21 protein-coding genes are annotated in these 24,992 nt (G+C 72.9%); 16 read left to right on the top strand and 5 right to left on the bottom strand.

What is annotated here, in order from left to right; translation table 11 throughout:
- Positions 1-13 precede the first annotated feature (13 nt).
- The gene (locus tag FHS37_RS02195) at positions 14-715 is read left to right on the top strand and encodes a DUF4191 domain-containing protein (protein ID WP_184817276.1); all 702 of its coding nucleotides are present in this window, start codon (positions 14-16) and stop codon (positions 713-715) included.
- A 78-nt stretch (positions 716-793) separates the two neighbouring features.
- Here the strand turns inward: FHS37_RS02195 and FHS37_RS02200 are convergent, their stop codons facing one another.
- Positions 794-1,261: an RDD family protein gene (locus tag FHS37_RS02200; RefSeq protein ID WP_184817277.1), complete on the bottom strand. Its 468-nt coding sequence runs from the start codon at positions 1,259-1,261 to the stop codon at positions 794-796.
- Between the two features lie 210 nt (positions 1,262-1,471).
- Here FHS37_RS02200 and glnA point away from each other — a divergent pair, with 210 nt between their 5' ends.
- From glnA to FHS37_RS02215, 3 genes are all read left to right on the top strand, one after another.
- Positions 1,472-2,881, top strand: coding sequence for a type I glutamate--ammonia ligase (gene glnA / locus FHS37_RS02205; protein WP_184817278.1), 1,410 nt, complete (start codon positions 1,472-1,474; stop codon positions 2,879-2,881).
- A gap of 371 nt (positions 2,882-3,252) precedes the next feature.
- Positions 3,253-3,510 carry an SCO2583/SCO2584 N-terminal domain-containing protein gene (locus FHS37_RS02210; protein WP_184817279.1) on the top strand — a complete coding sequence of 86 codons (258 nt, stop codon included), beginning with the start codon at positions 3,253-3,255 and terminating at the stop codon, positions 3,508-3,510.
- A gap of 71 nt (positions 3,511-3,581) precedes the next feature.
- The gene (locus FHS37_RS02215) at positions 3,582-5,216 is read left to right on the top strand and encodes a HEAT repeat domain-containing protein (RefSeq protein WP_184817280.1); all 1,635 of its coding nucleotides are present in this window, start codon (positions 3,582-3,584) and stop codon (positions 5,214-5,216) included.
- A gap of 78 nt (positions 5,217-5,294) precedes the next feature.
- Here FHS37_RS02215 and FHS37_RS02220 read toward each other — a convergent pair whose 3' ends face one another.
- Positions 5,295-5,609 (bottom strand): hypothetical protein, encoded by a 315-nt coding sequence (locus FHS37_RS02220; RefSeq protein ID WP_184817281.1) that lies wholly within the window; start codon positions 5,607-5,609, stop codon positions 5,295-5,297.
- A gap of 289 nt (positions 5,610-5,898) precedes the next feature.
- Here FHS37_RS02220 and FHS37_RS02225 point away from each other — a divergent pair, with 289 nt between their 5' ends.
- The 9 genes from FHS37_RS02225 (at position 5,899) to FHS37_RS02265 (ending at position 15,082) form a co-directional block, all read left to right on the top strand.
- Positions 5,899-6,258 carry an arsenate reductase family protein gene (locus FHS37_RS02225; protein ID WP_184817282.1) on the top strand — a complete coding sequence of 120 codons (360 nt, stop codon included), beginning with the start codon at positions 5,899-5,901 and terminating at the stop codon, positions 6,256-6,258.
- 74 nt (positions 6,259-6,332) lie between these two features.
- A complete protein-coding gene (locus FHS37_RS02230; RefSeq protein WP_184817283.1) occupies positions 6,333-7,088 on the top strand; it encodes a hypothetical protein in 756 nt (251 codons plus the stop codon).
- Positions 7,089-7,212: 124 nt separating this feature from the next.
- Positions 7,213-7,878, top strand: a complete 666-nt coding sequence (locus FHS37_RS02235) for an SCO2207 family protein (protein ID WP_184817284.1) — start codon at positions 7,213-7,215, stop codon at positions 7,876-7,878.
- Between the two features lie 239 nt (positions 7,879-8,117).
- Positions 8,118-9,146 (top strand): glutamine synthetase, encoded by a 1,029-nt coding sequence (gene glnII, locus FHS37_RS02240; protein WP_184817285.1) that lies wholly within the window; start codon positions 8,118-8,120, stop codon positions 9,144-9,146.
- A gap of 527 nt (positions 9,147-9,673) precedes the next feature.
- The gene (locus FHS37_RS02245; RefSeq protein ID WP_184817286.1) at positions 9,674-10,291 is read left to right on the top strand and encodes a winged helix-turn-helix domain-containing protein; all 618 of its coding nucleotides are present in this window, start codon (positions 9,674-9,676) and stop codon (positions 10,289-10,291) included.
- Positions 10,292-10,362: 71 nt separating this feature from the next.
- Entirely contained in the window at positions 10,363-11,388 is a 1,026-nt protein-coding gene (locus tag FHS37_RS02250) for an SDR family oxidoreductase (RefSeq protein ID WP_184817287.1), read from the top strand.
- A 69-nt stretch (positions 11,389-11,457) separates the two neighbouring features.
- Positions 11,458-12,717 (top strand): sensor histidine kinase, encoded by a 1,260-nt coding sequence (locus FHS37_RS02255; protein WP_184817288.1) that lies wholly within the window; start codon positions 11,458-11,460, stop codon positions 12,715-12,717.
- Positions 12,702-13,355 (top strand): LuxR C-terminal-related transcriptional regulator, encoded by a 654-nt coding sequence (locus FHS37_RS02260; protein ID WP_184817289.1) that lies wholly within the window; start codon positions 12,702-12,704, stop codon positions 13,353-13,355. The genes FHS37_RS02255 and FHS37_RS02260 overlap by 16 nt, the downstream gene beginning before the upstream one ends.
- 218 nt (positions 13,356-13,573) lie before the next feature.
- On the top strand, positions 13,574-15,082 hold the full coding sequence (locus tag FHS37_RS02265; RefSeq protein ID WP_184817290.1) for a DUF1996 domain-containing protein: 1,509 nt from the start codon (positions 13,574-13,576) through the stop codon (positions 15,080-15,082).
- Positions 15,083-15,156: 74 nt separating this feature from the next.
- Here the strand turns inward: FHS37_RS02265 and FHS37_RS02270 are convergent, their stop codons facing one another.
- A complete protein-coding gene (locus tag FHS37_RS02270; protein ID WP_184817291.1) occupies positions 15,157-15,615 on the bottom strand; it encodes a hypothetical protein in 459 nt (152 codons plus the stop codon).
- Positions 15,616-15,764: 149 nt separating this feature from the next.
- Here FHS37_RS02270 and FHS37_RS02275 point away from each other — a divergent pair, with 149 nt between their 5' ends.
- From FHS37_RS02275 to FHS37_RS02285, 3 genes are all read left to right on the top strand, one after another.
- Positions 15,765-16,277: a tetratricopeptide repeat protein gene (locus FHS37_RS02275; RefSeq protein ID WP_184817292.1), complete on the top strand. Its 513-nt coding sequence runs from the start codon at positions 15,765-15,767 to the stop codon at positions 16,275-16,277.
- 48 nt (positions 16,278-16,325) lie between these two features.
- The gene (locus tag FHS37_RS02280) at positions 16,326-18,248 is read left to right on the top strand and encodes a hypothetical protein (RefSeq protein ID WP_184817293.1); all 1,923 of its coding nucleotides are present in this window, start codon (positions 16,326-16,328) and stop codon (positions 18,246-18,248) included.
- A 64-nt stretch (positions 18,249-18,312) separates the two neighbouring features.
- On the top strand, positions 18,313-19,005 hold the full coding sequence (locus FHS37_RS02285) for a TetR/AcrR family transcriptional regulator (protein ID WP_184817294.1): 693 nt from the start codon (positions 18,313-18,315) through the stop codon (positions 19,003-19,005).
- An 87-nt stretch (positions 19,006-19,092) separates the two neighbouring features.
- Here FHS37_RS02285 and FHS37_RS02290 read toward each other — a convergent pair whose 3' ends face one another.
- Both FHS37_RS02290 and pulA read right to left on the bottom strand, forming a co-directional pair.
- Positions 19,093-19,449: a 5-carboxymethyl-2-hydroxymuconate Delta-isomerase gene (locus tag FHS37_RS02290; protein ID WP_184817295.1), complete on the bottom strand. Its 357-nt coding sequence runs from the start codon at positions 19,447-19,449 to the stop codon at positions 19,093-19,095.
- Between the two features lie 55 nt (positions 19,450-19,504).
- Positions 19,505-24,916 carry a pullulanase-type alpha-1,6-glucosidase gene (gene pulA, locus FHS37_RS02295; RefSeq protein ID WP_184817296.1) on the bottom strand — a complete coding sequence of 1,804 codons (5,412 nt, stop codon included), beginning with the start codon at positions 24,914-24,916 and terminating at the stop codon, positions 19,505-19,507.
- Positions 24,917-24,992 lie beyond the last annotated feature (76 nt).

Genomic DNA, 24,992 nt, shown 5'->3' on the forward strand with positions numbered 1-24,992 from the left:
TAGACTTCGTGGCATGGCGAGGAAGGAAACCGCAGCGGACGCTGCGAACCCCGGGCGACTGAAGCAGATCGCCCTGACCTACAAGATGACCCGCAGGGCCGACAAGAAGATCGGTCTTGTGCTCGCGGCTGTCGGAATCGTCACCTTCGGTGTCTTCCTCGCGATCGGTTTCTTGATCGGTCACCCCATCTATCTCGGCATCCTGGGCTTCCTGCTCGCCTTCCTCGCGACGGCGATCGTGTTCGGGCGCCGGGCCGAGCGGGCGGCCTTCGGGCAGATGGAGGGACAGCCGGGCGCCGCCGCGGCCGTGCTCGACAACATCGGCCGGGGCTGGACGACCACCCCCGCGGTGGCGATGAACCGCAACCAGGACGTGGTGCACCGCGCGGTCGGCAAGGCCGGCATCGTGCTGGTCGCCGAGGGCAACCCGAACCGGGTGAAGAGCCTGCTCGCCGCCGAGAAGAAGCGGATGAACCGCATCGTCGCGGACGTCCCGGTGCACGACCTGATCGTGGGCACGGGCGAGGGCCAGGTCGAGCTGAAGAAGCTGCGCACGACCATGCTCAAGCTCCCCCGCGTCCTCAGCGGCCCGCAGGTCACCGTGACCAACGACCGGCTGCGCGCGCTGGGCGACCTGATGAGCAACATGCCGCTGCCCAAGGGGCCGATGCCCAAGGGCATGAAGCTGCCGAAGGGCGGCCCGAGGGGCCGCTGAGAGCCGCGACCGACGGCACACGTCGATGGGGGCGCCCGGAGTGATCCCGGGCGCCCCCATCGACGTGTGCGGCGGGTGTCAGACCCGCACCTCGACCGTGCGGGCGAGCCGGTCGTGCAGGCCGCGGCCGTCGCGGTCCCAGATCAGGGCGGGCACGGCGAGACAGAGCAGGACCGAGCGCAGCAGACCGCGACCCGGGTGGGCCTGGCCGCCGTCGAGGGCGATCACGCGCAGGCCGAACAGGCGCTTGCCGGGGGTGAAGCCGATCGTGCCGACGGTGAGGACGCTCATCACGAAGAACACCAGCAGCGCCCAGTTGCTCGTCGCCTGACCGTAGCCGTCGGTGATGAGACCGTATGCGATCAGGAGACACAGGGACCAGTCCACGACGAGGGCGCCGATCCTGCGGCCCGGTCCGGCGATCGAGCCCGGTCCCTCCTCCGGCAGTCCCAGCTGCTCACCCCGGTACCCGAACCCGGCACCGGCGTCCTCCATGGCCGCGCGCGGCCCGGACAGCCATGATCCGATTGCTTGCCTCTTGTCCACCCGTCCACGGTACTGCGCCCGTGGACGACCGGGGGACGGAGGGCCGTGTCGGGGCTACCGTGGAGGAGGGGCCGGTTAACGCGTGTGAAACAAATGGGTCACGCCCGAGAAATGACCCGTCCCTAGGGTCGAGTGCAGCGTGTGCCACCCGCACTGGCCGCACGAACGATCTACCACCCCGGCGGGACGGTCGGGAGTAGGAGGAGCCGGATGTTCCAGAACGCCGACGAGGCCAAGAAGTTCATCGCGGACGAGGACGTCAAGTTCGTCGACGTCCGCTTCTGCGACCTCCCGGGTGTGATGCAGCACGTCACGATCCCTGCCGAGGCGTTCGACCCCGACGAGGAGCTGGCCTTCGACGGATCCTCGATCCGTGGCTTCCAGGCCATCCACGAGTCCGACATGGCGCTGCACGCGGACCTGTCGACCGCCCGGGTCGACCCGTTCCGCCGCGACAAGACGCTGAACATCAACTTCTTCATCCACGACCCGATCACGGGCGAGCAGTACTCCCGCGACCCGCGCAACGTGGCCAAGAAGGCGGAGGCCTACCTCGCCTCGACCGGCATCGCGGACACCGCGTACTTCGGTCCGGAGGCCGAGTTCTACGTCTTCGACAGCGTGCGCTTCAAGACGTCCGAGAACGAGTCCTTCTACCACATCGACTCCGAGGCGGGCGCCTGGAACACCGGTGCGCTGGAGGACAACCGCGGCTACAAGGTCCGCTACAAGGGCGGCTACTTCCCGGTCCCGCCGGTCGACCACTTCGCCGACCTGCGTGCCGAGATGTCCCTGGAGCTGGCCCGGGTCGGCCTGAAGGTCGAGCGCCAGCACCACGAGGTGGGCACCGCCGGCCAGGCCGAGATCAACTACAGGTTCAACACGCTGCTCGCGGCCGCCGACGACCTGCAGCTCTTCAAGTACATCGTCAAGAACGTCGCCTGGCGCAACGGCAAGACCGCGACCTTCATGCCGAAGCCGATCTTCGGTGACAACGGCTCCGGCATGCACGTCCACCAGTCGCTGTGGGCGGGCGGCGAGCCGCTGTTCTACGACGAGCAGGGCTACGCCGGACTGTCGGACACGGCCCGCTACTACATCGGCGGCATCCTCAAGCACGCCCCGTCGCTGCTGGCCTTCACCAACCCGACGGTGAACTCCTACCACCGCCTGGTGCCGGGCTTCGAGGCCCCGGTGAACCTGGTGTACTCGCAGCGCAACCGCTCCGCCGCGATGCGCATCCCGATCACCGGCTCGAACCCGAAGGCCAAGCGCGTCGAGTTCCGCGCCCCGGACGCCTCCGGCAACCCGTACCTGGCCTTCTCGGCCCTGCTGCTCGCGGGTCTGGACGGCATCAAGAACAAGATCGAGCCGGCCGAGCCGATCGACAAGGACCTCTACGAGCTGGCCCCCGAGGAGCACGCCGGCGTGGCCCAGGTCCCGACCTCCCTCGGCGCCGTCCTCGACCGCCTCGAGGCCGACCACGAGTTCCTGCTCCAGGGCGACGTGTTCACCCCGGACCTGATCGAGACGTGGATCGACTTCAAGCGCACGAACGAGATCGCCCCGCTGCAGCTGCGCCCGCACCCGCACGAGTTCGAGCTGTACTTCGACGTCTGATCGACGCCGTCGAGGGCCTCCGGGGGCCGCCGTCCGCGAGGACGGCGGCCCCCGCCACGTCTGTCATCGGGCGGCGGTCCCGGGGATGCGCCGCACGGTCCGGAACCGCTCGGCCCCGGGGGCCCGGCGGGCCCACGGGGCCGGTCTGCTCGATCAGGCACCCGAAGACCATGGGATGCGCGTCCTCCGGGCCTCGTCCCAGGTGTCAGGGCCACGACCACCCCTGCGGTCCGCCGTCCCGTCCGCGCGCACGGCACGGACCGGCCGGGTGAAGCACGGACCGACCGGCTCGGGGCGGAACGCACTTCACAGGACGGGCACGGTCGCGGGATCCTTGCTCCCGACACTGTTGTTCGAGGAAGGTCACGGGGATGTCCGAGAAGGACGACGAGGAGCGGGAGTTCGACCTCAAGTGGGCGGACGGCGCGGAGCACAAGGAGCCGTCCGCCCGGGCCCGGATGCTCGCCGCGCGCTGGAAGGACAACCCGCCCGGGCCGGTCCCGTTCCGCCCCGACCCGGAGCACACCGCGTCGTCCGGCCGGTCGTCCTGGGTGTCGACGGTGGTGGTGCTCGGCTGCGTGGTGGCGGTGATCCTGTTCCTCGGGTACGTCGACTTCCGCCCGTACTGATTGCCGCGACCGTCCGCTCCGTCGGCCTCTACGATCATCGGAACGGCAGGTCGGCAGGGGGGCGGACAGACATGGGCGACGACATCCGGAGCGGGGAGGCGGCGGCGACGCGCCTGGTCCGGGGAACACCCCTCACCGAGGCCTTGGACATCACCGACCCGGGCGCCTGGACGGCGCTGGACGCGGGCGTACGGGCGATCGCCCGGTACCGGTCCTCGCTGCTGCCGGGCGGGTACGGGGCCGGGACGCCCGGGGACGGCACGGCCGGCGGCGCACCGCAGTCGGCGGCGGCGCCCGGGCGCCCGACGGCCGGCCTCGGCCGTCTCCGCCTCGGCCTCCGTCCCCCGGCCCGTCCCCGGTCGGCCGACCGGGGTGCGGGCTCCCGCCGCCGGGCCGGAGCCCCGGGGGCGCCCGCCCCGGAGCCGGTCGCCGGTGCGGGGCGCCCCGGCCCGCCGGACGAGAGCGCCGGGCTGCCCGTCCGGTCGCGGCTCGCGCTCGCGCTGTGCCATCCGGACGGACGGGTGCGCGAGGCCGCGCTGGACGGGGTCGCGGAGCATCCCGTCCTGCTGCCCCTGCTCGTCGTACGCGCCGGCGACTGGGCCGCGCCCGTGCGGGAGCGGGCCCGGCGGCTGCTGGGCGGGATGCTCGACGTGGAGACCGCGGTCGCCCTCGCGCCGCTGATCCTGCGGGTCGGGAGGCGCGAGCGGGGTGCCTTCGGGGTCGAGCTGCTCGACGGCGTGCTCCGCCGGGCACCGCGCGAGCGGCTGCTGCCCCTGCACACCCACACCGACCGCGCCGTACGCCGGTTCGCCTTCCGGTCGGCCGTCGAGGAGGGGCTCCTCTCCCCCGGCGAGCTGGCCCGCCGCGCCTCCTGGGACGACGACCCGGTCATCCAGACGCTGTGCGCCGACGCCGCCGTGGCCGCCGTGACGGACGAGGGCGGCGACAGCGGCTGGGACGACGTGCTGGAACCGCTGCTGGGCGCGCGCAGCCCCCGGGCGCGGTCGGCCGGGGTCACCGCGCTGCGGCGGGCCGGACGGCCCGGGCGGGCGGTGGAGTTCCTCGCCGACCGGGCCGCGGTGGTACGGGCCTGTGCGCGGTACGTCGTACGGCGGCACGGGACGGATCCGCTGCCCTGGTACCGGGAGCGGTGCGCGGACCCGGCCGACCCGGCGGTCCCGCCGGGCGCGGTGATCGGGCTGGCGGAGTGCGGGGAGCGCGCGGACGCGGAGCTGCTGTGGCCGCTGCTCGCCCACCCGGCGCCGACGGTGCGGGCGCGGGCGGTGGCCGGGCTGCGGGCGCTGGACGTGACCGACGTGGCGCGGCTGCTGCCGCTGCTCGAGGACCCGGCGCCCGGTGTGGTGCGGGAGGCGTCCACCGCGCTGCTCCCCTCCGCCGGGACGCTGCCCGACGACTGGTTGACGGGGTTCCTCACGGCCGACCGGCCCCGGCACGCCCGGGTCGCCGCCTTCCGTCTGCTGGACGCGCGCGGGGGGCTCGTCGGGCTGCGGGCGGCGGTCGCCCTGCTGGACGACCGGGACGAGAGGCTGCGGGCGTGGGCCGGGCAGTCCGTGCAGCGGTGGCGTCCCGGGGCGGACACGCCGCGCGGGGAGGCGGAGGTGGGCGAGCTGCTGGACCGGGCCCGGCACCTCTTCAGCGACTACGTGCTCCGGCGCCGCAAGTGGGAGGCGGGACTGCGCGGCTGACGCGGCTTCGGGTGGTGACGCGCACCGGGGCGGTGCCGGGCGCCCCGTGGCCCGGGGCGTCCGGCGCCGCGCCCCGGCTCAGCGGCTGTAGCGCATGAACGCGCGCACCATGTGGCACGTGGTGTCCGACGGCGGGTGCACGCCGATCAGCTCCGCCGTGCTCCGGATCGTCTCGTCGCGCGCCTGGTCGGGCAGGTAGACGCCGGAGTCGAGCAGGGCGATGGCGAGCCGCATCGCCTTGAGCCGGCGGTTGTGCGTGACGTACCACTCCCGCGGGCGGCCCGCGGGCAGCGGCCGCTTCGCCACCGGCGCGCAGGGCGTTTCGAGCCGGACGGGACGCTTCGCGGTGGACTGGGTGGGCAGGGGCTTCGGCTTGAGTGCGGCAGCGGGCACGGGCATCCTCCTGTCGCGGTCGGGGCGGCCCGCCGAAGCCCACGACGACTCCGGCACCACCCTCGAACACTGCCTCCAGTTTACTGCCCGGCACTGACAACCGGACAGCCCGCCGGACCGGGCAAATACCCTGCTGAGCAGGGAAGTTACCGCCCTGCCACACCAGTTCCGCGAGGTGCGCGTGAGGCGGCGGGAATTCGAACAGGGCACGCCGTGACGCCGGCCGGACACGGCCCGGGGACCCCGCTCGGCCGGAAGGTCCCGCACCTCCCGGCGTACCGTGTGCGCCATGGAGATCTGGATCAACCCGGCCTGTTCCAAGTGCCGCAGCGCCGTCAGCCTGCTCGACGCCGAGGGCGCCGACTACACCGTCCGCCGCTACCTGGAGGACGTGCCGAGCGAGGACGAGATCCGCGCGGTGCTGGACCGCCTCGGCCTGGAGCCGTGGGACATCACCCGCACCCGGGAGGCCGCCGCGAAGGAGCTCGGGCTCGGGGAGTGGGCGCGGGACGCCGGTGCGCGGGACCGCTGGATCACGGCGCTCGCCGAGCACCCCGGGCTGATCCAGCGTCCGATCATCACCGCGGACGACGGCACGGCGGTCGTGGCCCGCACGGAGGAGGCGGTACGGGACGCCCTGTCCCGTTAGCCCCCGCCGGTGCCTTCGTCCCGCTTGTCCGGCGGCGGGAGTCGGGGGTGCCCCTTGCTGTACCCTCCGCCGCCATGACCTTCGATGATCAAGGAAGACGCGGACCGCGGTCCGTGATCGGTGGCGCGGCGGCGGTCGTGCTGATCGGGGCGGTCGCGGCGGGCGCGGTGCTGTACACGAACGGGGACGACGGCGGGGGGCGGGCCGCGCCCCTCTCCGCCCCCGCCCCGTCCTCCACCGCCGCCGAGCCGGTGCCCTCCGCCACCGCCTCCCTGCCCTCCGACGCCCCGGCCGCCCTCCCCTCACTGCTCGCGCGGCCGGTCATCCGGCCGGAGCGGGCGTTCCCGGAGAAGAGCGTGCGCCTGAAGGACGGCTCCCGGTACCAGCGGGTCGACCTGGCGACCACCACCAGCTGCGCCCGGGGCATGTCCGCGGGGCTGGCGGCGCTCGTCGACCAGGGCGAGGGATGCCTGCGGCTGACCTCGGCGCTGTTCACGGACGCCGAGCGGCGCTCGCAGATCACCGTCACCGTGGCCAGCTTCCGGCGGGTCGAGGACGCCTCGACGGTGTTCGCGATGGCCTCGATGGATCCGGTGACCTACCAGGTCGTCTCGCTCGACCCGCCGCCGGAGGCGGGGCTGCCGACGGTGCCGCCCGGTTCGGCGGGCCTCTTCGAGCGGCTGATGACCGTGCGGTCCGTGGTCTTCGCCAACGGACAGTGGGGGGACGGCGCCGAGACGGGGGAGGCCGCGCTCACGCGGCAGACGCAGGGGCTGCTCCAGTACGTCAACGACCACGTGGTGGCGTACGAGCAGGGCGGGCGCGGCTGACCCGCGGCAGCTCGACGACCGTGTGACGCAGGTTACTGCGGCCACTTGTCCCGACCGCTGAGTAACCCCGTTCGGCATCTCGTACATAGCGGCGTACGCTCCCCTACCTCTTCAGGAGGCGCGCATGTCGCGCAGGAGAACTCTCGGCCCCAAGAAGAAGCTCGCCCTGCTGGTGAGCGCCGCGACGGTGGCGGGAGGCGGTGCCTTCGTCATGGCGAACACCTCGAACGCCGCGCAGACGCCCACCACCAGGGCGGCCGCGGACTCGTCCGTCTGCCAGGGGCTCGCCACCGCGCTCGGCAACAACCAGAAGTTCATCGAGGGCCAGCGGGCCGACCCCGACGCGCAGTCCGAGGCGCGGATCGCCAACCGCGAGGCGGTCATCGAGGAGATCAAGCGCAAGCAGGAGGCGTCCGGGTGCGCGGTGGGGGAGTCGGCTCAGGGCTCCCAGGCCGCGCCGCCCGCGCAGCCGGCGCCCTCGGAACCGGCTCAGGGTGAGCAGGCCGGCGGCGGACAGGCCGGCGGCGACGCCGCCGCCACCGGTGGGCAGGTGTGCAACGGGTCCACCGTCACCCTCTCCGGTGAGGGCGGCGCGCCGGCCGCGTCCAGCAACCAGTTCCCGGCCGGCACGAAGCTGAAGGTCACCAACCTGGACAACGGCAAGTCCACGACGGTGGAGGTCACCTCGGTGTCCGGCAGCTGCGTCCTGCTCAACAACGCGGCCTTCGAGCAGGTCCGTGAGCCCGGCAAGTTCCTGATCCGCCGGGCCGTGATCGAGAAGGTGGGGTGACGCCCGGGTCCGTCGGGGATTCCCAGGGCCCGCCGCTCCCGGCCGGGAGCGGCGGGCCCCTCCGCGCGCTCACGCCATGCGGCGGGACACGGCAGGGTCAGGTAACACGGGGTTCACACACGGGCAATGGCCGGGAAATCGCCTGTTGACACGCTGCATGACATCGACGGCGGCGCCCCAGTGCCGCAGCGCCGCAGCACCCGCGCAAGCGCCCAGACCCACCCCGAAGGATGTGGACCGTGAGCTTCAAGGCCGAGTACATCTGGATCGACGGCACCGAGCCGACCGCCAAGCTGCGTTCCAAGACGAAGATCCTCGCGGACGACGCCAAGGGCGCCGAGCTGCCGATCTGGGGTTTCGACGGGTCCTCCACCAACCAGGCCAAGGGGCACGCCTCGGACTGCGTGCTCAAGCCGGTCTTCGTCTGCCCCGACCCGATCCGCGGCGGTGACGACGTCCTGGTGCTGTGCGAGGTCCTCAACACGGACATGACGCCGCACGAGTCCAACACCCGTGCCGCGCTGGCCGAGGTCGCCGAGCGGTTCGCCGCACAGGAGCCGGTCTTCGGCATCGAGCAGGAGTACACCTTCTTCAAGGACGCCTACCCGCTCGGCTTCCCCAAGGGCGGCTTCCCCGCCCCGCAGGGCGGCTACTACTGCGGTGTCGGCTCCGACGAGATCTTCGGCCGTGACGTCGTCGAGGCGCACCTGGACAACTGCCTGAAGGCGGGCCTGGGCATCTCCGGCATCAACGCCGAGGTCATGCCCGGCCAGTGGGAGTTCCAGGTCGGCCCGCTGGCCCCGCTGGAGGTCGCCGACCAGCTGTGGGTGGCCCGCTGGCTGCTCTACCGCACCGCCGAGGACTTCGACGTCGCCGCCACCCTCGACCCGAAGCCGGTCAAGGGCGACTGGAACGGCGCCGGCGCGCACACCAACTTCTCCACCAGGGCGATGCGCGAGGGCTACGACGCCATCATCACCGCGTGCGAGGCGCTGGGCGAGGGCTCCAAGCCGCTGGACCACGTCAAGAACTACGGCGCCGGCATCGACGACCGCCTCACCGGCCTGCACGAGACCGCCCCGTGGGACAAGTACTCCTACGGCGTGTCCGACCGCGGCGCCTCGGTGCGCATCCCGTGGCAGGTCGAGAAGGACGGCAAGGGCTACATCGAGGACCGCCGTCCGAACGCCAACGTCGACCCGTACGTGGTGACCCGCCTGCTCGTCGACACCTGCTGCACGGCGCTGGAGAAGGCCGGCCAGGTCTGATCCGTCCCGCAGTCGCTCCCGGGGGCGCCCACTGTCACGGGTGGGCGCCCCCTCGCGTCGTCGGCGGCGTCCGTCACCGTGGGGCCCGGAGATCGACGGGGCCTGGCCGTCAGGGACTGGACCGGGTACGGGGAGCCGCTCCGGCGGCCGTCCGCGAAGCGGCTGCGGGAGCCGGTGCACCGCGTCGGGGAGGCGGGCGACCGCTGGACCGGCGCGGGCGGCTGGAGGGATGACGGCCCGCCGGCAGCGGTCTCACGCCGCCGCGGGCGTCCGCGCAGTGAGAAGAGGCTGCTGCCGGTGACCGGGGTCTGCTTCAATGGGGTCATGGCCGGTCTTCGGAAGCACCTCGCGACGGGTCGCCACGACCTCGAGCCCTTCTGGCCTTCCCGTCAGCACGACGACTTCGACCGGGTGTGTTGCCGCGCGACGAACGCGCCGGCCCTCTGACGCCGTACACCCCGGTCTTCCGCCGGCGCGAACCGCGTACGTCCCCCGACGAACCCTTCGCGCGAAAGAGCTGACCTCCCATGGCGACCACCCGTTCCCTGTCCTCCGCTCCCCTCACCCCCCTCGCCCCTCCCGCGGCCTCCGCCCCGCTCACCGCGCACGGCCATCCCCGGCACGGGCTGCGTGCCGTCGACCGTGACGAAGTGGTCACCGTCGCGGACCTCCTGCCGCCCGGTGCCACCTGGCTGCCCGCGCCGCAGCACGCGCTGCCCGTCCTGCCCGGCCGTCCCCCGATGGTCGGCTACCTGGTGCTGGTCCCCGCCGACCGGCAGCCGCCGTTCCCGGTCGCGGTGCCGGAGCCGGCCGGCTCCCCCGCCACCGGAACCGCCGCCGAACCCGGTGGCGACCCGCTGGTCCGCATCGACGCCGCGCGGCGCACCGCCGAGGTGGCCGGACGGCAACTCGAGCTCACCTACCTGGAGTTCGAGCTGCTGGCCCATCTCGTGGCGCATCCGGGCCGGGTGCACACGCGCGAGCACCTGGTCGGCACGGTGTGGGGCTACGGCCACGTGGGCGACGGGCGCACCGTCGACGTGCACGTCGCCCGGCTGCGCCGCAAGCTCGGCACCGAGCACCGGGACGCGATCCGCACGGTGCGCCGGGTCGGTTACCAGTACCTGCCGCCGGCCGGGCGCTGAGGCCGGCCGGTCCGTCTGCCGACAGCAGATTCGCGTTCCCCCGCGCCGCCGGACCGGGCAGAGTCACCGGCATGAGACTTCTGACGCTGGGTGGTACGGAGTTCGTGGGCCGGGCCGTCGTCGAGGCGGCCCTCGCCCGGGGCTGGGAGGTGACCGTCTTCCACCGGGGGCGGCACGCGGCGCCGCCGGGCGTGCGGACGCTGCTGGGCGACCGCACCGCGCCCGACGGCCTGGCCGCGCTCGACGAGGACCCGGGCGAGTGGGACGTCGTCGTCGACACCTGGTCGGCCGCCCCGCGCGCGGTGCGGGACTCGGCGCGGCTGCTGCGGGGCCGCGCCGGGCGGTACGCGTACGTGTCGAGCTGCTCGGTGTACGCGTGGGCCCCGCCCGCCGGGTACACCGAGCGGGCTCCCGTGGTGGAGGGCGCCTCCGCCGACGCCGACCACACGGCGTACGCGCAGGACAAGCGGGGCGCCGAGCTCGCCGTCCTGGACTCCTTCGGCGCGGACCGCTCGGTGCTGGCGCGGGCCGGCCTGATCCTCGGACCGTACGAGAACGTGGGCCGGCTGCCCTGGTGGCTCAACCGGATGGCGCGCGGCGGCCCGGTGCTCGCCCCGGGGCCGCACGACCTGCCGCTCCAGTACATCGACGTCCGCGACCTCGCCGAGTGGGTCCTCGACGCGGCCGGTCAGGAGCTGAGCGGACCGTACAACCTGATCTCCCCGCAGGGGCACGCCACGATGGGCGAACTGCTCCGGGCGTGCGCCGAGGTGACCGGTGGGACGGCCGAACTGCGGTGGACCGAGCCCGAGGTGATCCTCGAGGCGGGCATCGAGCCGTGGACGCAGCTGCCGGTGTGGGTGCCCCCGGACAGCGACCTGCACGACGCGCTGCACTCCGCGGACGTCTCCCGGGCGGTCGCGGCCGGGCTGCTCTGCCGCCCGGTCGCCGAGACCGTGGCCGACACCTGGCGCTGGCTGGAGGACATCGGCGGCACCGCGCCCCAGCGCCCGGACCGGACGGAGAAGGGACTCGATCCGGAGGTGGAGGCGAAGGTGCTGGCGGGCACCGGGGGCGTCGAGGCGCCGGGGGTGTAGGTAACACCACCCCCGGACCGGGGGGTCCGGCCCAGTGCCCCGCGCATCCCGCTCCGCCAGACTTGCGCCATGACCACCGACATGAAGAGCCGCGACGGGCGTACGAGGGGCATGGCCAAGGGGGCGGCGCGGGGGCTGGGACTGGCACTGGTGTCGCTGCCCTGCGCGGTGCTGTGCTTCACGCTGTCCCTGGTGTCCATCGCGCTGATCCCGATCGGCATCGGCATCGTCACCACTCCGTACGTGCTGACGGGGGTGCGGACGTTCGCGAACCGGCGGCGGGTGCTGGCGGCCGAGTGGGGCGGGGTGCGGATCCCGCCCGCCTACCGGCCGATCCCGAAGGACGCCAACCCGTGGGCGCGCACCTTCGGGATGCTGCGCGACCCGGCGACCTGGCGGGACCTGGGGTGGCTGCCGGTCGACATGACGGCGGGCTTCACCACCGCGCTGCTGCCGGCCGTGCTGCTGCTCTACCCGCTGGAGGGGTTCGCCCTGGCGGTCGGGCTGTGGCGGGTGATGCCCGACGGGTACTGGTACGGCTTCGTGCCGGTCAGCGACCAGACGTCCGCGCTCGGCGCCGGTGTGCTCGCCCTCGCCCTGCTGTTCCTGGCCCACTTCGCCGCCCCGCGGGTGCTGGACGCGCACTACCGGCTCACCCGGGCCGTCCTCGGCTCGAACCAGGGGGAACTGGCCGAGCGGGTGCGGGTGCTGACCGAGACCCGGCGGGACGCCGTGGACACCTCCGCCGCCGAGCTGCGGCGCATCGAGCGGGACCTGCACGACGGGGCGCAGGCGCGGCTGGTCGCGGTGGGCATGGACCTCGGGACCATCGAGGCGTTGCTCGACAAGGACCCGGCGAAGGCGAAGGAGCTGATCGCACAGGCCCGCCGGTCCTCCGTGGAGGCGCTGTCGGAGCTGCGCGAGCTGGTGCGCGGCATCCATCCGCCGGTGCTGGCCGAGCGCGGGCTGGGGGACGCGGTGCGGGCGCTGGCGCTCCGGCTGCCGGTGGCCACCGAGGTGAGCGTGGAGCTGCCCGGGCGGGCGGAGGCCCCCGTGGAGTCGGCCGCGTACTTCGCGGTGAGCGAGGTGCTCACCAACGCGGTGAAGCACTCCGGCGCGGACCGGATCTGGGTCGACCTGCATCACGCCGAGGGGCATCTGCGGGCGACCGTCACCGACAACGGCAAGGGCGGCGCGGTGATCGGGGCCGGCTCGGGACTGACCGGGGTCGAGCGGCGACTGGGTACATTCGACGGCGTCCTGGCCGTCAGCAGCCCTGCGGGCGGTCCCACCATGGTCACCGTGGAGATCCCTTGCGCGTTGTCCTAGCCGAAGACCTGTTCCTGCTGCGCGACGGACTCGTCCGGCTCCTCGAGGCGCACGACTTCGAGATCGCGGCGGCCGTGGAGTCCGGGCCCGAACTGGCCCGGGCGCTGGCCGAACTGGAGCCGGACGTCGCCGTCGTCGACGTGCGCCTGCCGCCGACGCACACCGACGAGGGGCTGCAGTGCGCGCTCCAGGCCCGCCGCGAGCGGCCCGGGCTGCCGGTGCTGGTGCTCTCGCAGCACGTGGAGCAGCTGTACGCACGGGAGTTGCTGGCCGACGGCAGCGGCGGGGTGGGGTACCTGCTGAAGGACCGGGTGTTCGACGCGGAGCAGTTCGTGGACGCCGTACGGCGGGTGGCGGCGGGCGGCACGGCGATGGACCCGCAGGTGATCCAGCAGCTGCTGGCGCGGCGGTCGGGCGACGACCGGCCGCTGGCGCGGCTGACGCCCCGCGAGCTGGAGGTGATGGAGCTGATGGCGCAGGGGCGGTCCAACGCGGCGATCGCGGCCAAGCTGGTGGTGACGGAACGGGCGATCGCGAAGCACACCGCGAACATCTTCGCCAAACTGGGGCTGGAGGTCTCGGACGACGACAACCGGCGCGTGCTGGCGGTTCTCGCGTATCTCGACCACGGCCGGTGAAACCGGACCGCTCCCCTCACCTCCTGCGGTCGATCGACAACTCCCGGTGCCCCAGGGGCTGTTGAAACCCCTGCGGCCGTACGGACTCCTCATCGATTTCCGGGACGGGTGAACACTCCCGGGGCGGCTCCCGTACTCAAGGGAGCCGCTTCACTCCTGTCGGGCCGCTCGATGCCCCGCAATGGGATGCCCCCGTAAGGAAGGTCAAGAGGAGTTCCATGGGACGCAACACAAGAAAACGCCGTACGCCGCTGGCCACCAAGGCCGTAGCCGGGGCGGCGGCCCTGGCGCTCGGTGGGGGCGGGCTGGTCTGGGCGAACTTCTACGCCTCGGCGCACGAGGAGAACGCGCCGGACAACCGGACGAGGTCCGGCGCGGCGCGGATCGCGACCATCAACTGCCCGGACGTCGGCCAGAAGCTGACCAAGGTGCCGAGGAAGGCGCGCAAGGGCGTCGCCAGGGAGCTGGCGCTGCTCGACCGGCAGATCACGGACGCCTACACGCGCCTCGCGGAGACGCGCCAGGCCCAGGCCGGAGACGCCGGCTACGTCGACAACGCCATCCTCGGACCGCTGAAGTCCAAGCGGGCGGCCGCCCTGGAGCGGATCGGCATCAGCATCAACCGTGCGGGCGGCCAGGCGCCGCGGAACCTCGGAAGGTTCGCCCGGTGCCAGGGCGTCCCGGCGGAGCAGCCGGAGGTCGACGGCGGCGGCCAGGACCAGAACGACGGCGGCCAGGACCAGGGCGGCGGCGGCCAGGACCAGGGCGGCGGCCAGGGCGGCAACGGCGGCCAGGCCGGCAACGGCCCCGTGGCGGACGACTTCATCAGGATCGAGGACGTCCGGCCCGGCTCCCGCAACCTGCCGAACGGTCTGGCCGCGAACGGCGACAGCGGTTCGACGGGCAGCTTCACCACCGAGTGCGGCACCAACGAGAACGCGCTGCGCAACTCGGACAACGTGATCGTCGCTCCCGGCGTCAGCAACGGCGCCCAGCACCAGCACGACTACGTCGGCAACCAGGCCAACACCGCCTTCGCGAGCGACGAGGACCTGGCGAACGGCGACACGTCCTGCCAGAACCAGGGCGACAGGTCGTCGTACTTCTGGCCGGTCCTGCGCATCCAGGACGGCACGCAGGACATCGACCAGGACCAGCCGGGCGGCGGCCAGGACGGCAACGTCGGCAGGATCGTCGCGCCCACCGACGTGGAGCTGAAGTTCGTCGGCAACCGGACGAGCGACGTCGTCGCGATGCCCAGGGCGCTGCGCATCATCACCGGTGACGCGAAGGCCTTCACCAACGGCCTGAACAACGCCAACACCGCCTGGAGCTGCACCGGCTTCGAGGATCGTCAGGTGACGGACAAGTACCCGATCTGCCCCGAGGGCAGCAGCGTGGTCCGGACGTCCGCCTTCCAGAGCTGCTGGGACGGCCAGAACATCGACAGCGCCAACCACCGCACGCACGTCGACTTCGTCGAGGCGGACGGCACCTGCTCGAACGGCTTCCAGGCCATCCCCCAGCTCCAGGTCCGCCTGGTCTACGACAACATCCCGGCCCCCCAGATCAACGACGGGCAGCTCGTGAACCCGTACGCGGTGGACTCCTTCCCGGAGCAGCTGCACAAGCCGATCACCGACCACAACGACTTCATCAACTTCTTCGACGAGGACCTGATGAACGAGATGGTCGACTGCATCAACAGCGGCCGGGACTGCCAGTAGTCCCGGACCGGTGAGCGGGAAGCCGGCGGTGGGAACCTCCCACCGCCGGCTTCCCCGTGTGCCCGGCGCCGGGATCAGCCGTGGTGTCCGCCGCCGCCGTGGTCGCCCCTGTTGTGGCTGCCACCGGGGTTCATGTGCTCGGACCCCTCCTCCAGCGTGCCGCCGAGCGTGGACCGCAGCTGCGCGACCGTGCTCTCCTGCCCGACGGCGACCCACTTGCGGCCCACGAGGTAGTAGCCGCCGTAGTCCTTCGCCCCGTTCAGCCACTCGCGCTGGCCGCGGTCGGTGGCGAACGTGGCGAGGACGAACCTGCCGTCGCTGTTGTCGCAGACGGCCTGCCGGATCTCGTCGGCGTCCGTCTGCATGTTCGGCTCGCACCTCACCTCGGCGGCCAGGTGCTCGAGGCTGCCGGTCGCGGTGGCCGGCACGCCCTGGTCCCCGTCGCCCTTCCCGTCACCGCCGGATCCGCAGCCGGTCAGCGCCAGTACCGCCACCGCGCCGGCCAGCGCGGGCATCGGTCGGGTCAGCCTCATGTGTTCCTCCGGTCTTCGACGGCGACATCGTGGCGGCGGCACGCCGCACGGAGCCCCGGCGCGGGGCCCTCGCCCTTCGATACGGCCGCGGCGCCCGCAGCGCTCACATTCCGGTGCGGCTCCGGGTACGGGCGTGCGAGGGTGGTCCGGTGAACAGTGACTGGGAGGACCGTGTGGCCGCCGCCTGGGCCCGCTTCGACGACCACGCCGAGGAGGACGCGCCGGCCTTCCGCGCGGTGATCGACGCGCTCGTGGCCGAGCTGCCCGGGGACAGCCCGCTGGGTCCCTTCGAGCAGGCCTGCGCCTGGGACTCCACGGGGCACTCCGACAAGGCGGTGCCGCTCTACCGGCGTGCGCTGGACGGCGGGCTCGAGGAGGAGAGCCGGTACAAGGCGCGGCGGGCGAGGATCCAGCTGGCGAGTTCACTGCGCAACACCGGCCGGGCGGAGGAGGGCGTACGGCTGCTGACGCCCGAACTCGACGCTCCGTCCGACGAGTTGGACGACGCCGTACGAGCGTGCCTGGCGCTGTGCCTGTCCAGCCTGGGTCGTGACCGCGAGGGGCTGTCGCTGGTCCTCGGCGCCCTCGCTCCGCACCTCCCGCGCTACCGGCGGTCGATGGCCGCCTACGCCCGCCTGCTGGTCGAACCCGCCGGGGAGTGACGGTTCACCGCCAGGTGACCAACCGCCGATTCGCTCGTTCAGCTGAACGTGCAGTCACAGGATGTCGCCCGCCGCCCCGCACCCTCCTCCCCGGCCGGACCGGTCGTGGAGGTCGAGCAGGCCGAGGCCGCACTCGTCGAGCACTACCCGCGGCTCGTCCGGATCGCCTACCTGGTGCTGCCGTCCCGGATGGGCCGCTGCAGGCGGGTCCTGACCGCGCACTCCCTCACCCAGCGCGCCCTGCCCCGTGCCCGCACCCCGGCCCCGGCGATCCCCTCCCGGCCGGCCGGCCGCGACGGTGACCCCGGGTACGCGCTGGTCCGCCTCCAGGTGGTGCGCACGGCGCTGGAGGCCGGCCTGCCGCTCAGGCGCAGAGCGTGGCCCAAGCGGGCGCAACTGCCGTCGCCACTGCCCCAGGTGTGGGGCCTGAAGCTGTTCCCGCGCTCGGGCGGCGCCGACGAACTCGCCCTGGACCAGCGGCTGTCCGCGCTCTCCGGCCCGGCTCGCGCCGCCTGTGTGCTGCGCGGTCTGGAGCGGCTCCCGGACGGGGACGTGCGCGAGGTGCTCACGGCCGCGGGCGTCGCCGACGCGGACGCCGCGCTGGCCGAGGCCGACCGCGGCGGCGCCGAGCACCGGCTGCTCGACTCCGCCGAGTTCGACCCCTGCTCGCTCCAGGCCCGGCCGACCGACCTGCTGCGCCGCCGCCGTCGCCTGAACGCCACGCTGGTGGCCGGGGCCGCGCTCGCCGTCTGCGGGGCGCTGCTCGGGCCGCCGGGTGACGGCTGGGGCCCCGACGGCGCCGCCGCGCCCCCGTACGCCCGGAACCCGGCCGCGCAGGCGGCGCTGGACCCGGGGAGGCTGACCCGGGTCTCCCCCACCGCGTGGAGGACCTCCGCGCGCGTCGACTTCTCGGTGTGGCCCGCACGCGGTGACCTCACCGACGACACGGCCCTGCTGCGCCGCGCCCTCGCCGTCTGGGCCCGGCCGGGCGGGAGCGTCCAGGTGTCGGCGACCCCCGGCACCCCCTCCGGCGGCCCCGCCGGACCGCCCCAGCTGCTGTACGCCGGGACGGTCGACAACGCCCGCGTGGTGATCCTCCACGACGGTCTGCGCATCGCCCGGTACGCCGAGCCGGCCGACGGCACGCGCGGTGCGGCGCTCGACTTCGCCCGGGTCGACGGGGCCGGCCGGGCCGGGTCGAGCGCGGTGGTGCTGGGCCGGACCGACGGCAACGTCCGCTACCTGACGGCGCCCTGGGTGCGCGGGGCGGGCGAGCGGGACCTGCGCGAGCCCGGGGCCGCCGCGACCGACATCGCCCTCACCGGCGGTGTGACCCCGCCCCTGCCCAGCCCGGCCCTGACATCCGGACCGTGCACCTCGTGGAACGTGCTGCAGCTGACCGACGGCACCGGCACCCGGCTGGTGACCGACCTCGGCGAGCTGGTCCCGGCCGGGCTGACCGCGGGGCGGCCCGGCGCCGCCGAAGCCGCCGCCGGCGCCGAGGCGCTGCGCACCTGGGCGCCGTTCGCGTGCTCGCTGAGAGCGGTGCGCTCCGCGGGCGTGCGGAGTGTGAACGCCTGGGCGTTCGCCGAACAGCCGCTGCCCGACGCGGGCGGGTCGGCGGCGTGGGTGTGCACGCGCGCCGAGACCTGGCGGGGCGGCGGGGCCCGGGTGCTGGCGCAGTTCCACACGCCGGGCGGGCGGTTCGGGGCGGTGACGGCGAGGGCCGAGGACGTGCCGGCGTGCGGGGCGCGCGAGCCGCGGGTGCTCGCCGGGGTGCTGTGGAAGTCCGGGGCGGGCACCTGGTACCTGCTGGCCGCCGGCAGCCGCGACACGGTGTCCGTCAGGGCGACGGGCGGGGTCGAGGGATCGGCCCGGGGGCGTCTGCTGACCGTCCGCGCCGAACAGGGCGCCCGGGCCGACCTCAAGGGCACACTGGAGGACGGACGGACGGTGAGCGGGCTGCGGTAGCCGGACGAACACCGTCGACCGGTCCGGACCGTTCGAGGCCGAATACGATCGGTAAGGTGTTCGCATGACTACCGGGGTACGCCGCAGAATGGGAGTCGAGGAGCGGCGGCAGCAGTTGATCGGCGTCGCCCTCGAACTGTTCAGCCGCCGTTCGCCCGACGACGTCTCCATCGACGAGATAGCGTCGGCGGCGGGCATCTCCCGCCCGCTGGTCTACCACTACTTCCCCGGCAAACTCAGCCTGTACGAGGCCGCGTTGAAGCGTGCCGCCGACGACCTGGCGTCCCGGTTCGACGAGCCGCACGAGGGCCCGCTGGGGGCGCGGCTGCTGCGGGTGATGGGCCGGTTCTTCGACTTCGTCGACGACCACGGCCCCGGTTTCTCCGCCCTGATGCGCGGCGGCCCGGCGGTCGGCTCCTCGACCACCAACGCGCTGATCGACTCCGTGCGGCAGGCCGCGTACGACCAGATGCTGTCGCACCTGGGCGTGGCGGGTCAGGCGCCGGCGCGGCTGGAACTGGTCGTCCGTTCCTGGATCTCGCTCGTCGAGTCGACGGCGCTGATCTGGCTGGACGGGCGGCGCATCCCGCGCGCCGATCTGGAGGTGCAGCTGGTGCACGACTTCGCCGCGCTCGCCGCCGTCGCCGCCGCCCACGACGGGGAACTGGCCGCGCTGCTGCGCGGGCTGCTCGAGAAGGAGCCGGGCGACGGGCCGTTCACCGACCTCGCCGCCCGGCTGATCGCACTGGCTTCCTAGGGCCCCTCGTTCGGATCACGCCGGGCTCGCGGGCCCTGGCACCGCTCCCTGATCCGGCCCGATCCGAACGAGGGGCCCCGGCCGCCGCTACTCCTCGAACTTCCGGTACGACGGGTCGAGGTCGCGCACCTCGGCGGAGGCGTGCAGCACCAGCCCCTCGGCCGGCTTCACGTACTGCCGCAGCAGCTCCAGCACGGCCTCGGTGAGCCGGGCCTTGGTCTCGTCCGTGCGTCCGGCCAGCAGGGCGATGTGGACGTGGACGAGGGCGTGCCCGTCGGTGTCGGGGCCGACCACGACGTCCTCGGTGCGCCGGAACCGCGTCTTGCACGCCGGCGGCTTGGCGGCCGCGATGTCCACCACGGCGGTGTGCAGGTCCCGCGCGAAGGCGGGCCGGTCGAAGCCGTCCGCCAGTCGCTCGGAGTAGTCGACGGTGATCTGCGGCATGAGCCCTCCTGTTCCTGGTCAGGAGGGCTCACACTAGCCGCAGCTCCTTGCCGGGTCAGCCGGCCGTGGTGAACACGGCGACCGTGCGCGCCGGGACGGTGAAGGTGCCCGTCCCCTCGTCGTAGGACGAGGTCTTCACGACCGCGTCCCCGCCCGCCGCCTGCACCGGGTGCAGGCGGTGGCCCGTCCCGGCGAGCGCGGCGACGCGCTGTTCCTGCTGCTCGGGCGTGGCGTTGAAGACCACGACCAGGTCACCCAGCTTCATGGTGATCACGCCGGGCGTCTCGTCCTTCCCGGACAGCGGGAAGGACAGCCGGGACTGCACCTGCTCGGCCGTGTCGAGGGAGAAGACCTTCTCCGTCGTCCGGATCCTCAGCAGGTCCCGGTACGCCGCCGAGGCGCCCTGGATCTGCGGGCAGCCGACCTTCACCGCGCCGAGCAGCGGCCCTGCGTACGGCCACTTGTCCTTGTTGTCGGCGGCCGGCGGGAGTCCGCGGCCGAAGCCGTTGCCGTCGGCGCAGTTCCAGTGGATGGCGTTGAACCAGTCGCCGCTGTCGTAGGAGTTGCGGTCCAGGGACTTGGAGCGCAGCAGGTCGGTGCCCGCCTGGGAGAGGGCCGGGCCCTGCGAGAGGGTGGCCGTCGCCATGGCGAGGACCTGCATGCGCGCCCGGTCCGCGGCCGGGGTGTCCTTCGGCAGCTTGAAGGCGAGCGCGTCGAACAGCGTCTCGTTGTCGTGCGCGTCGGCGTAGGCGAGGGCGTCGCCGGGGGCGTCCGCGTAGCCGGCGGGCGAGCCGTTGTAGTCGACCTGGGAGCCCTTGACCTCCTTGCCGCTGGTGTCGGTGAAGGCGTAGTCGGCGAGGTTGCCGCTCAGGCCCACCTTGATCAGGTCCTGGTAGTGCAGCAGGCGGGCCCTCTGCTCGGCCTCGGTGCCGTTGCTCTTCGAGGAGTTGGGGGCGGTGTAGAGGCCGGAGGCGAAGCCCTGCACGCCGGGGTCCTCGTCGAAGGGACCGCCGCCGCGCACGGCGTCACGGGCCCGGTCGGAGAAGGTGGCGATGCCGGTGCCGGCCATGTTCTCCTGCGTGGCCTGCTCGAAGCGGGCGTCGTCGGCGATCTCGCCGAAGTTCCAGCCCTCGCCGTACAGGATGATCTTCTTGCCATCGACGCCGTCCTTCTCGGGGGTGAGCGCGTCGAGGGCCTCGCGGACGGCGAGCATGTTCGCCTTGGGGTGGTGGCCCATGAGGTCGAAGCGGAAGCCGTCGACCTTGTACTCCTTGGCCCAGGTGACGACCGAGTCGACGACGAGCTTGCCCATCATGGCGTTCTCGGGGGCCGTGTTGGCGCAGCAGGTGCTGTCGGCGACCGAGCCGTCGGCCAGCAGCCGCTGGTAGTAGCCGGGCACGATCCGGTCCAGGACGGACGTCTCGGCCTGGCCGCTCGCGGCGGTGTGGTTGTAGACGACGTCCATCACGACCCGCAGGCCGTCCTCGTTGAGCGCCTTGACCATCTCGCGGAACTCGACCGTGCGGGCGGTGCCGTCCGGGTCGGTGGCGTAGGAGCCCTCGGGGACCGTGTAGTGGTACGGGTCGTAGCCCCAGTTGTAGGCGTCCTTCGCGGCGGTCCTCCCGACGCACTCCTGCTGCTTGTCGGAGTCGGCCGGGTAGGAGGCGAGGTCGCAGCCGACGGTCGCCTGCTCGGACTTCTCCTCGGGGATGGTGGCGATGTCGAAGGCGGGCAGCAGGTGCACGTACGAGGTGCCGGCCTTCGCCAGCTCCCGCAGGTGCTTGCTGCCGTCGCTGTCCTCGTCGGTGAAGGCGAGGTAGGTGCCCCGGTCCTCCGCCGTGCGGTCCTCGACGGAGAAGTCGCGGATGTGCAGCTCCTGGATCTGGGCGTCCTTCAGCGGCACGGCCTTCGGCTTGTCGTACGTCGACCAGCCGCGCGGCTTCAGGGACCGGTCGGCCAGGTCGACGACGAGGCTGCGCTCGGAGTCGGTGGTCAGGGCGACCGAGTAGGGATCGGTGACCGTGTTGGTGGTGATCTCCTGGGTGCTGGGCGCCCACACCTTGACCTTGTACCGGTACTCCTCGCCCTTCCAGGAGCGCGGGCCGGTGACGGACCAGACGCCGGTGTCGTCGTCGCGGCGCATGCGGACCGTGCGGTCGCCGATCTCCAGGGAGACGTCCTGCGCGGTCGGCGCCCACACGGACAGGGTGGGGCGGCCGTGGCGGAACACCGGGCCGAGGTCCGCCTTCGTGGCACGGTCGGCGTACAGGTCGTCCAGGACGCCGGCGATCTGCACGCCGGTCGCCGCGAGCACGGCGCCGTTCGCGGCGCGCTGGGAGGCGACGACCTGGCCGCGCAGGGCCGCGCGCACGCCGTCCCGGTCACGGGGGTCGACGGACCAGGCGGCGACGTCCTCCAGGTGCGGGAACCTCGCCTTCTGGGCGTCGGTGAGGCTGGTCCTGGTCAGGCGCAGCCAGCGCGCGTCGGCACCCGTCAGCGTGCCGTCCTGCACCTTGATCGAGCCGGTGCGGGAGGCGAGCAGCTGGGTGGAGGCGGCGCCGTCGGAGCCGTTCCAGACCACGGTGTCCCGGTCGATCCAGATCGCCTTGGAGGTGGCCGGGTCGAGCGCGGCCGACGACCCCGCGGGCTGCGGCAGCAGGTACTTCTCCTGCCCGTTCAACAGCCAGACCTCGTGCCCGTGGGTCGTGAGGTCGAGGGCCTGGTCGGTGGGCAGGTCCTTCTCGTCGCCCTTGTGGATGATGTAGCTGAGGCCGGTGGCACCCTCGGCGAGGGGAACCTCGAAGACCGCTCCATAGGAGTCAGTCTTCACCGGCTCTAGGGGGTTCGCCCAGTCGGTGGGGTGCGCGGCGCCGGACCACACGTGCAGGCCCCAGCCGTCGTAGTTCCCGTCCGTGCGCTTGTAGTGGAGCACGGCCTTGGTCCTGTCCTGCGCGGGGTAGTCGGGCCGCTCGGTGGTGACGGCCTCCTTGCCCTGCTCGATCCAGATCTCGCCGGTCTCGGTGACGTCGATGGTGCGGTCGGCGGAGACGTCCTTGTCGCCGTCCTCGTCGATCACCAGGAAGCCGACGTTGGAGGCGCCGGGCCTGAGCTTGACGTAGGCGAAGGCGCCGTAGGCGTCACGGCCGGTGAAGGGGTGGCTGTTCGGCCACTCGGTGGCCTCGCCGTCGGCGAGGTCGCCCCAGGCGTACAGGCCCCAGTCGTCGTAGTTCCCGTCCGCGCGCTTGTAGTGGACGACCGCGTAGTCGCGGGAGGAGGCGGTGGGCGGTTCCTCGGCCGGCGGGGTGCCGGTGGTGGAGGCGGCCACGGCGCTGTCCGTGCGACCGGCCGAGTCGATCACCACGGCCTTGTAGCGCAGGGCGGTGCCGGCGGGCACGTCCTCGCCGATGGTGTGGGTGACCTTGTACGGGGCGTGGTCGGCGGAGCCGAGCGTCTGCCACTTCCCGTTGCCGGTCTGGGCGGCGAAGACGACCCGGTTCAGCTGTCCTCCGTCGACGTCGGCGGTGAGCTCGACGGTGCCGGTGGCTCCGGCCTCGGGGGCCTCGAGGGTGACCGTGGGCTTCGTGGCGGGCCCGGCGAGCGGGCCGGCCGCCTTCAGGACGATCGCCGAGCCGGCCGGGACGGTGACGGTGATCTCCTTGTCGGCGTCGCTGGTGACCGTGGCGTCGGTGCCGTGGATGCCGCGGAAGGCCATGCGGGCGGAGCCGGTGGCGAAGGTGGCCTCCTTCGCCTCGTCGGCGTTGTTGAAGGCGACGACGTACTCGGTGGTGTCCTTGCCGGTGCCGGTGCGGGAGAAGGCGTAGACGCCGGGGCCGTCGGCGGCGTAGCGCTCCTGCTGGACGCCGTCGGCGAGCGCCGGGTGGGCCTTGCGGAGCTTGGCGAGCGCGCTGATCTGCCGGTAGAGCGGCGACCGCGTGTCGTAGGTGTCCTCGGCGTGGGTGCGGTCGGTGCCGATCAGGTCGTCGTCGAGGTAGTCGGCGGTCCGCGAGGCGAAGAGGGTCTGGCGGGCGTCCTTGTCGCCGCCGGCGCCGGTGAAGCCCTGCTCGTCGCCGTAGTAGACGACCGGGTTGCCGCGGCTGAGGAACATCAGCTCGTTGGCGAGCACGGCCTTCTTCAGCAGCTCCGCGTCGGACGCCTTCGGGTCGTCCTGCTTGAGGAACGTGCCGATGCGGCCCATGTCGTGGTTGCCGAGGAAGGTGACCTGCTCGTAGGCGTTGGCCCTGCCGGACGTGTACTTGTAGTCGTCGCCGAAGACCGACGCGAGCTTCTCGGCGCTGCCGCCCTGGGAGGCGTACGCGCGGGCCGCGTCCTGGAAGGGGAAGTCGAGCGTGGAGTCCAGGCGGCCCTCGGTGACGTACGGGGACGTGACGTCGGTGTCGGCGGAGTACACCTCGCCGAACATGAAGAAGTCGTCCCGGCCCTTCTTGGCCGCGTAGGCGTCCAGGGCGGTGGCCCACTGGGTCCAGAACTCCATGTTGACGTGCTTCACGGTGTCGATCCGGAAGCCGTCGATGTCGAAGTCCCTCACCCAGCGCTGGTAGATCTTCTCCATGCCCTCGACGACCTCGGGACGCTCGGTCCACAGGTCGTCCAGGCCGGAGAAGTCGCCGTAGGTGGTGGACTCGCCGGCCCAGGTGGAGTCGCCGCGGTTGTGGTACATCGTCGGGTCGTTGAGCCAGGACGGGACCTTGAGGTTCTTCCTGGCCGCCGGGACGACGGGCGTGCGCGGGAAGGAACCGGCGTCGGTGCGCGGGAACCTCCGCTCGCCGTCGGCGTAGTCGGCGTCGTCGAAGGGCTCGCCGTCCTTCGTCAGGTACGGGAAGGCGCCCTTGGAGAGGTAGCCGTAGGACTTCTCCTCGTAGTCGACGACGTCGGCGGTGTGGTTGGTGATGACGTCGAAGAAGACCTTCATGCCCTTGGCGTGGGCCTTGTCGATGAGGGTCTCGAGGTCCTCGTTGGTGCCGAAGTGCGGGTCGACCTGGGTGAAGTCGGTGATCCAGTACCCGTGGTAGCCGGCGGAGGCGTCCTTGCCGGTGCCCTGCACGGGCTGGTTCTTGAAGATCGGGGCCATCCAGATGGCGGTGGTGCCGAGCCCCTTGATGTAGTCGAGCTTCTCGGTGAGGCCCTTGAGGTCGCCGCCCTGGTAGAAGCCCTTGTCGGTGGGGTCGTAGCCGTGGGTGAGCCGGGACCCGGTCAGTCCGCCGCGGTCGTTCTTCGCGTCGCCGTTGGCGAAGCGGTCCGGCAGGACGAAGTAGAACTGCTCGCGCGTGAGATCGTGCCGCGCGGGCGCCTTCGCCAGCTTCGCGTCCGAGGGCGGCGCGGGCGCGGTGGCGGCCCCGGCGGCGAGCGGTTGTACGAGGGTGGCGGCGAGCGCGGCCACGGTGACCGCGGCGACGCGTCCGCCCCGCGCGGTGCGGCGCCCCGGGGGCGCGGGCCATCTGGGTATCAAGGCGTGAACTCCTTGCGCTTACGGCTCATTGGGTCCGACCCCACACCACGGCGACGGCTTGTTCCGGCCACGTCAC

Source organism: Streptomyces griseomycini (assembly GCF_014203535.1).
Classification (GTDB): domain Bacteria; phylum Actinomycetota; class Actinomycetes; order Streptomycetales; family Streptomycetaceae; genus Streptomyces; species Streptomyces griseomycini.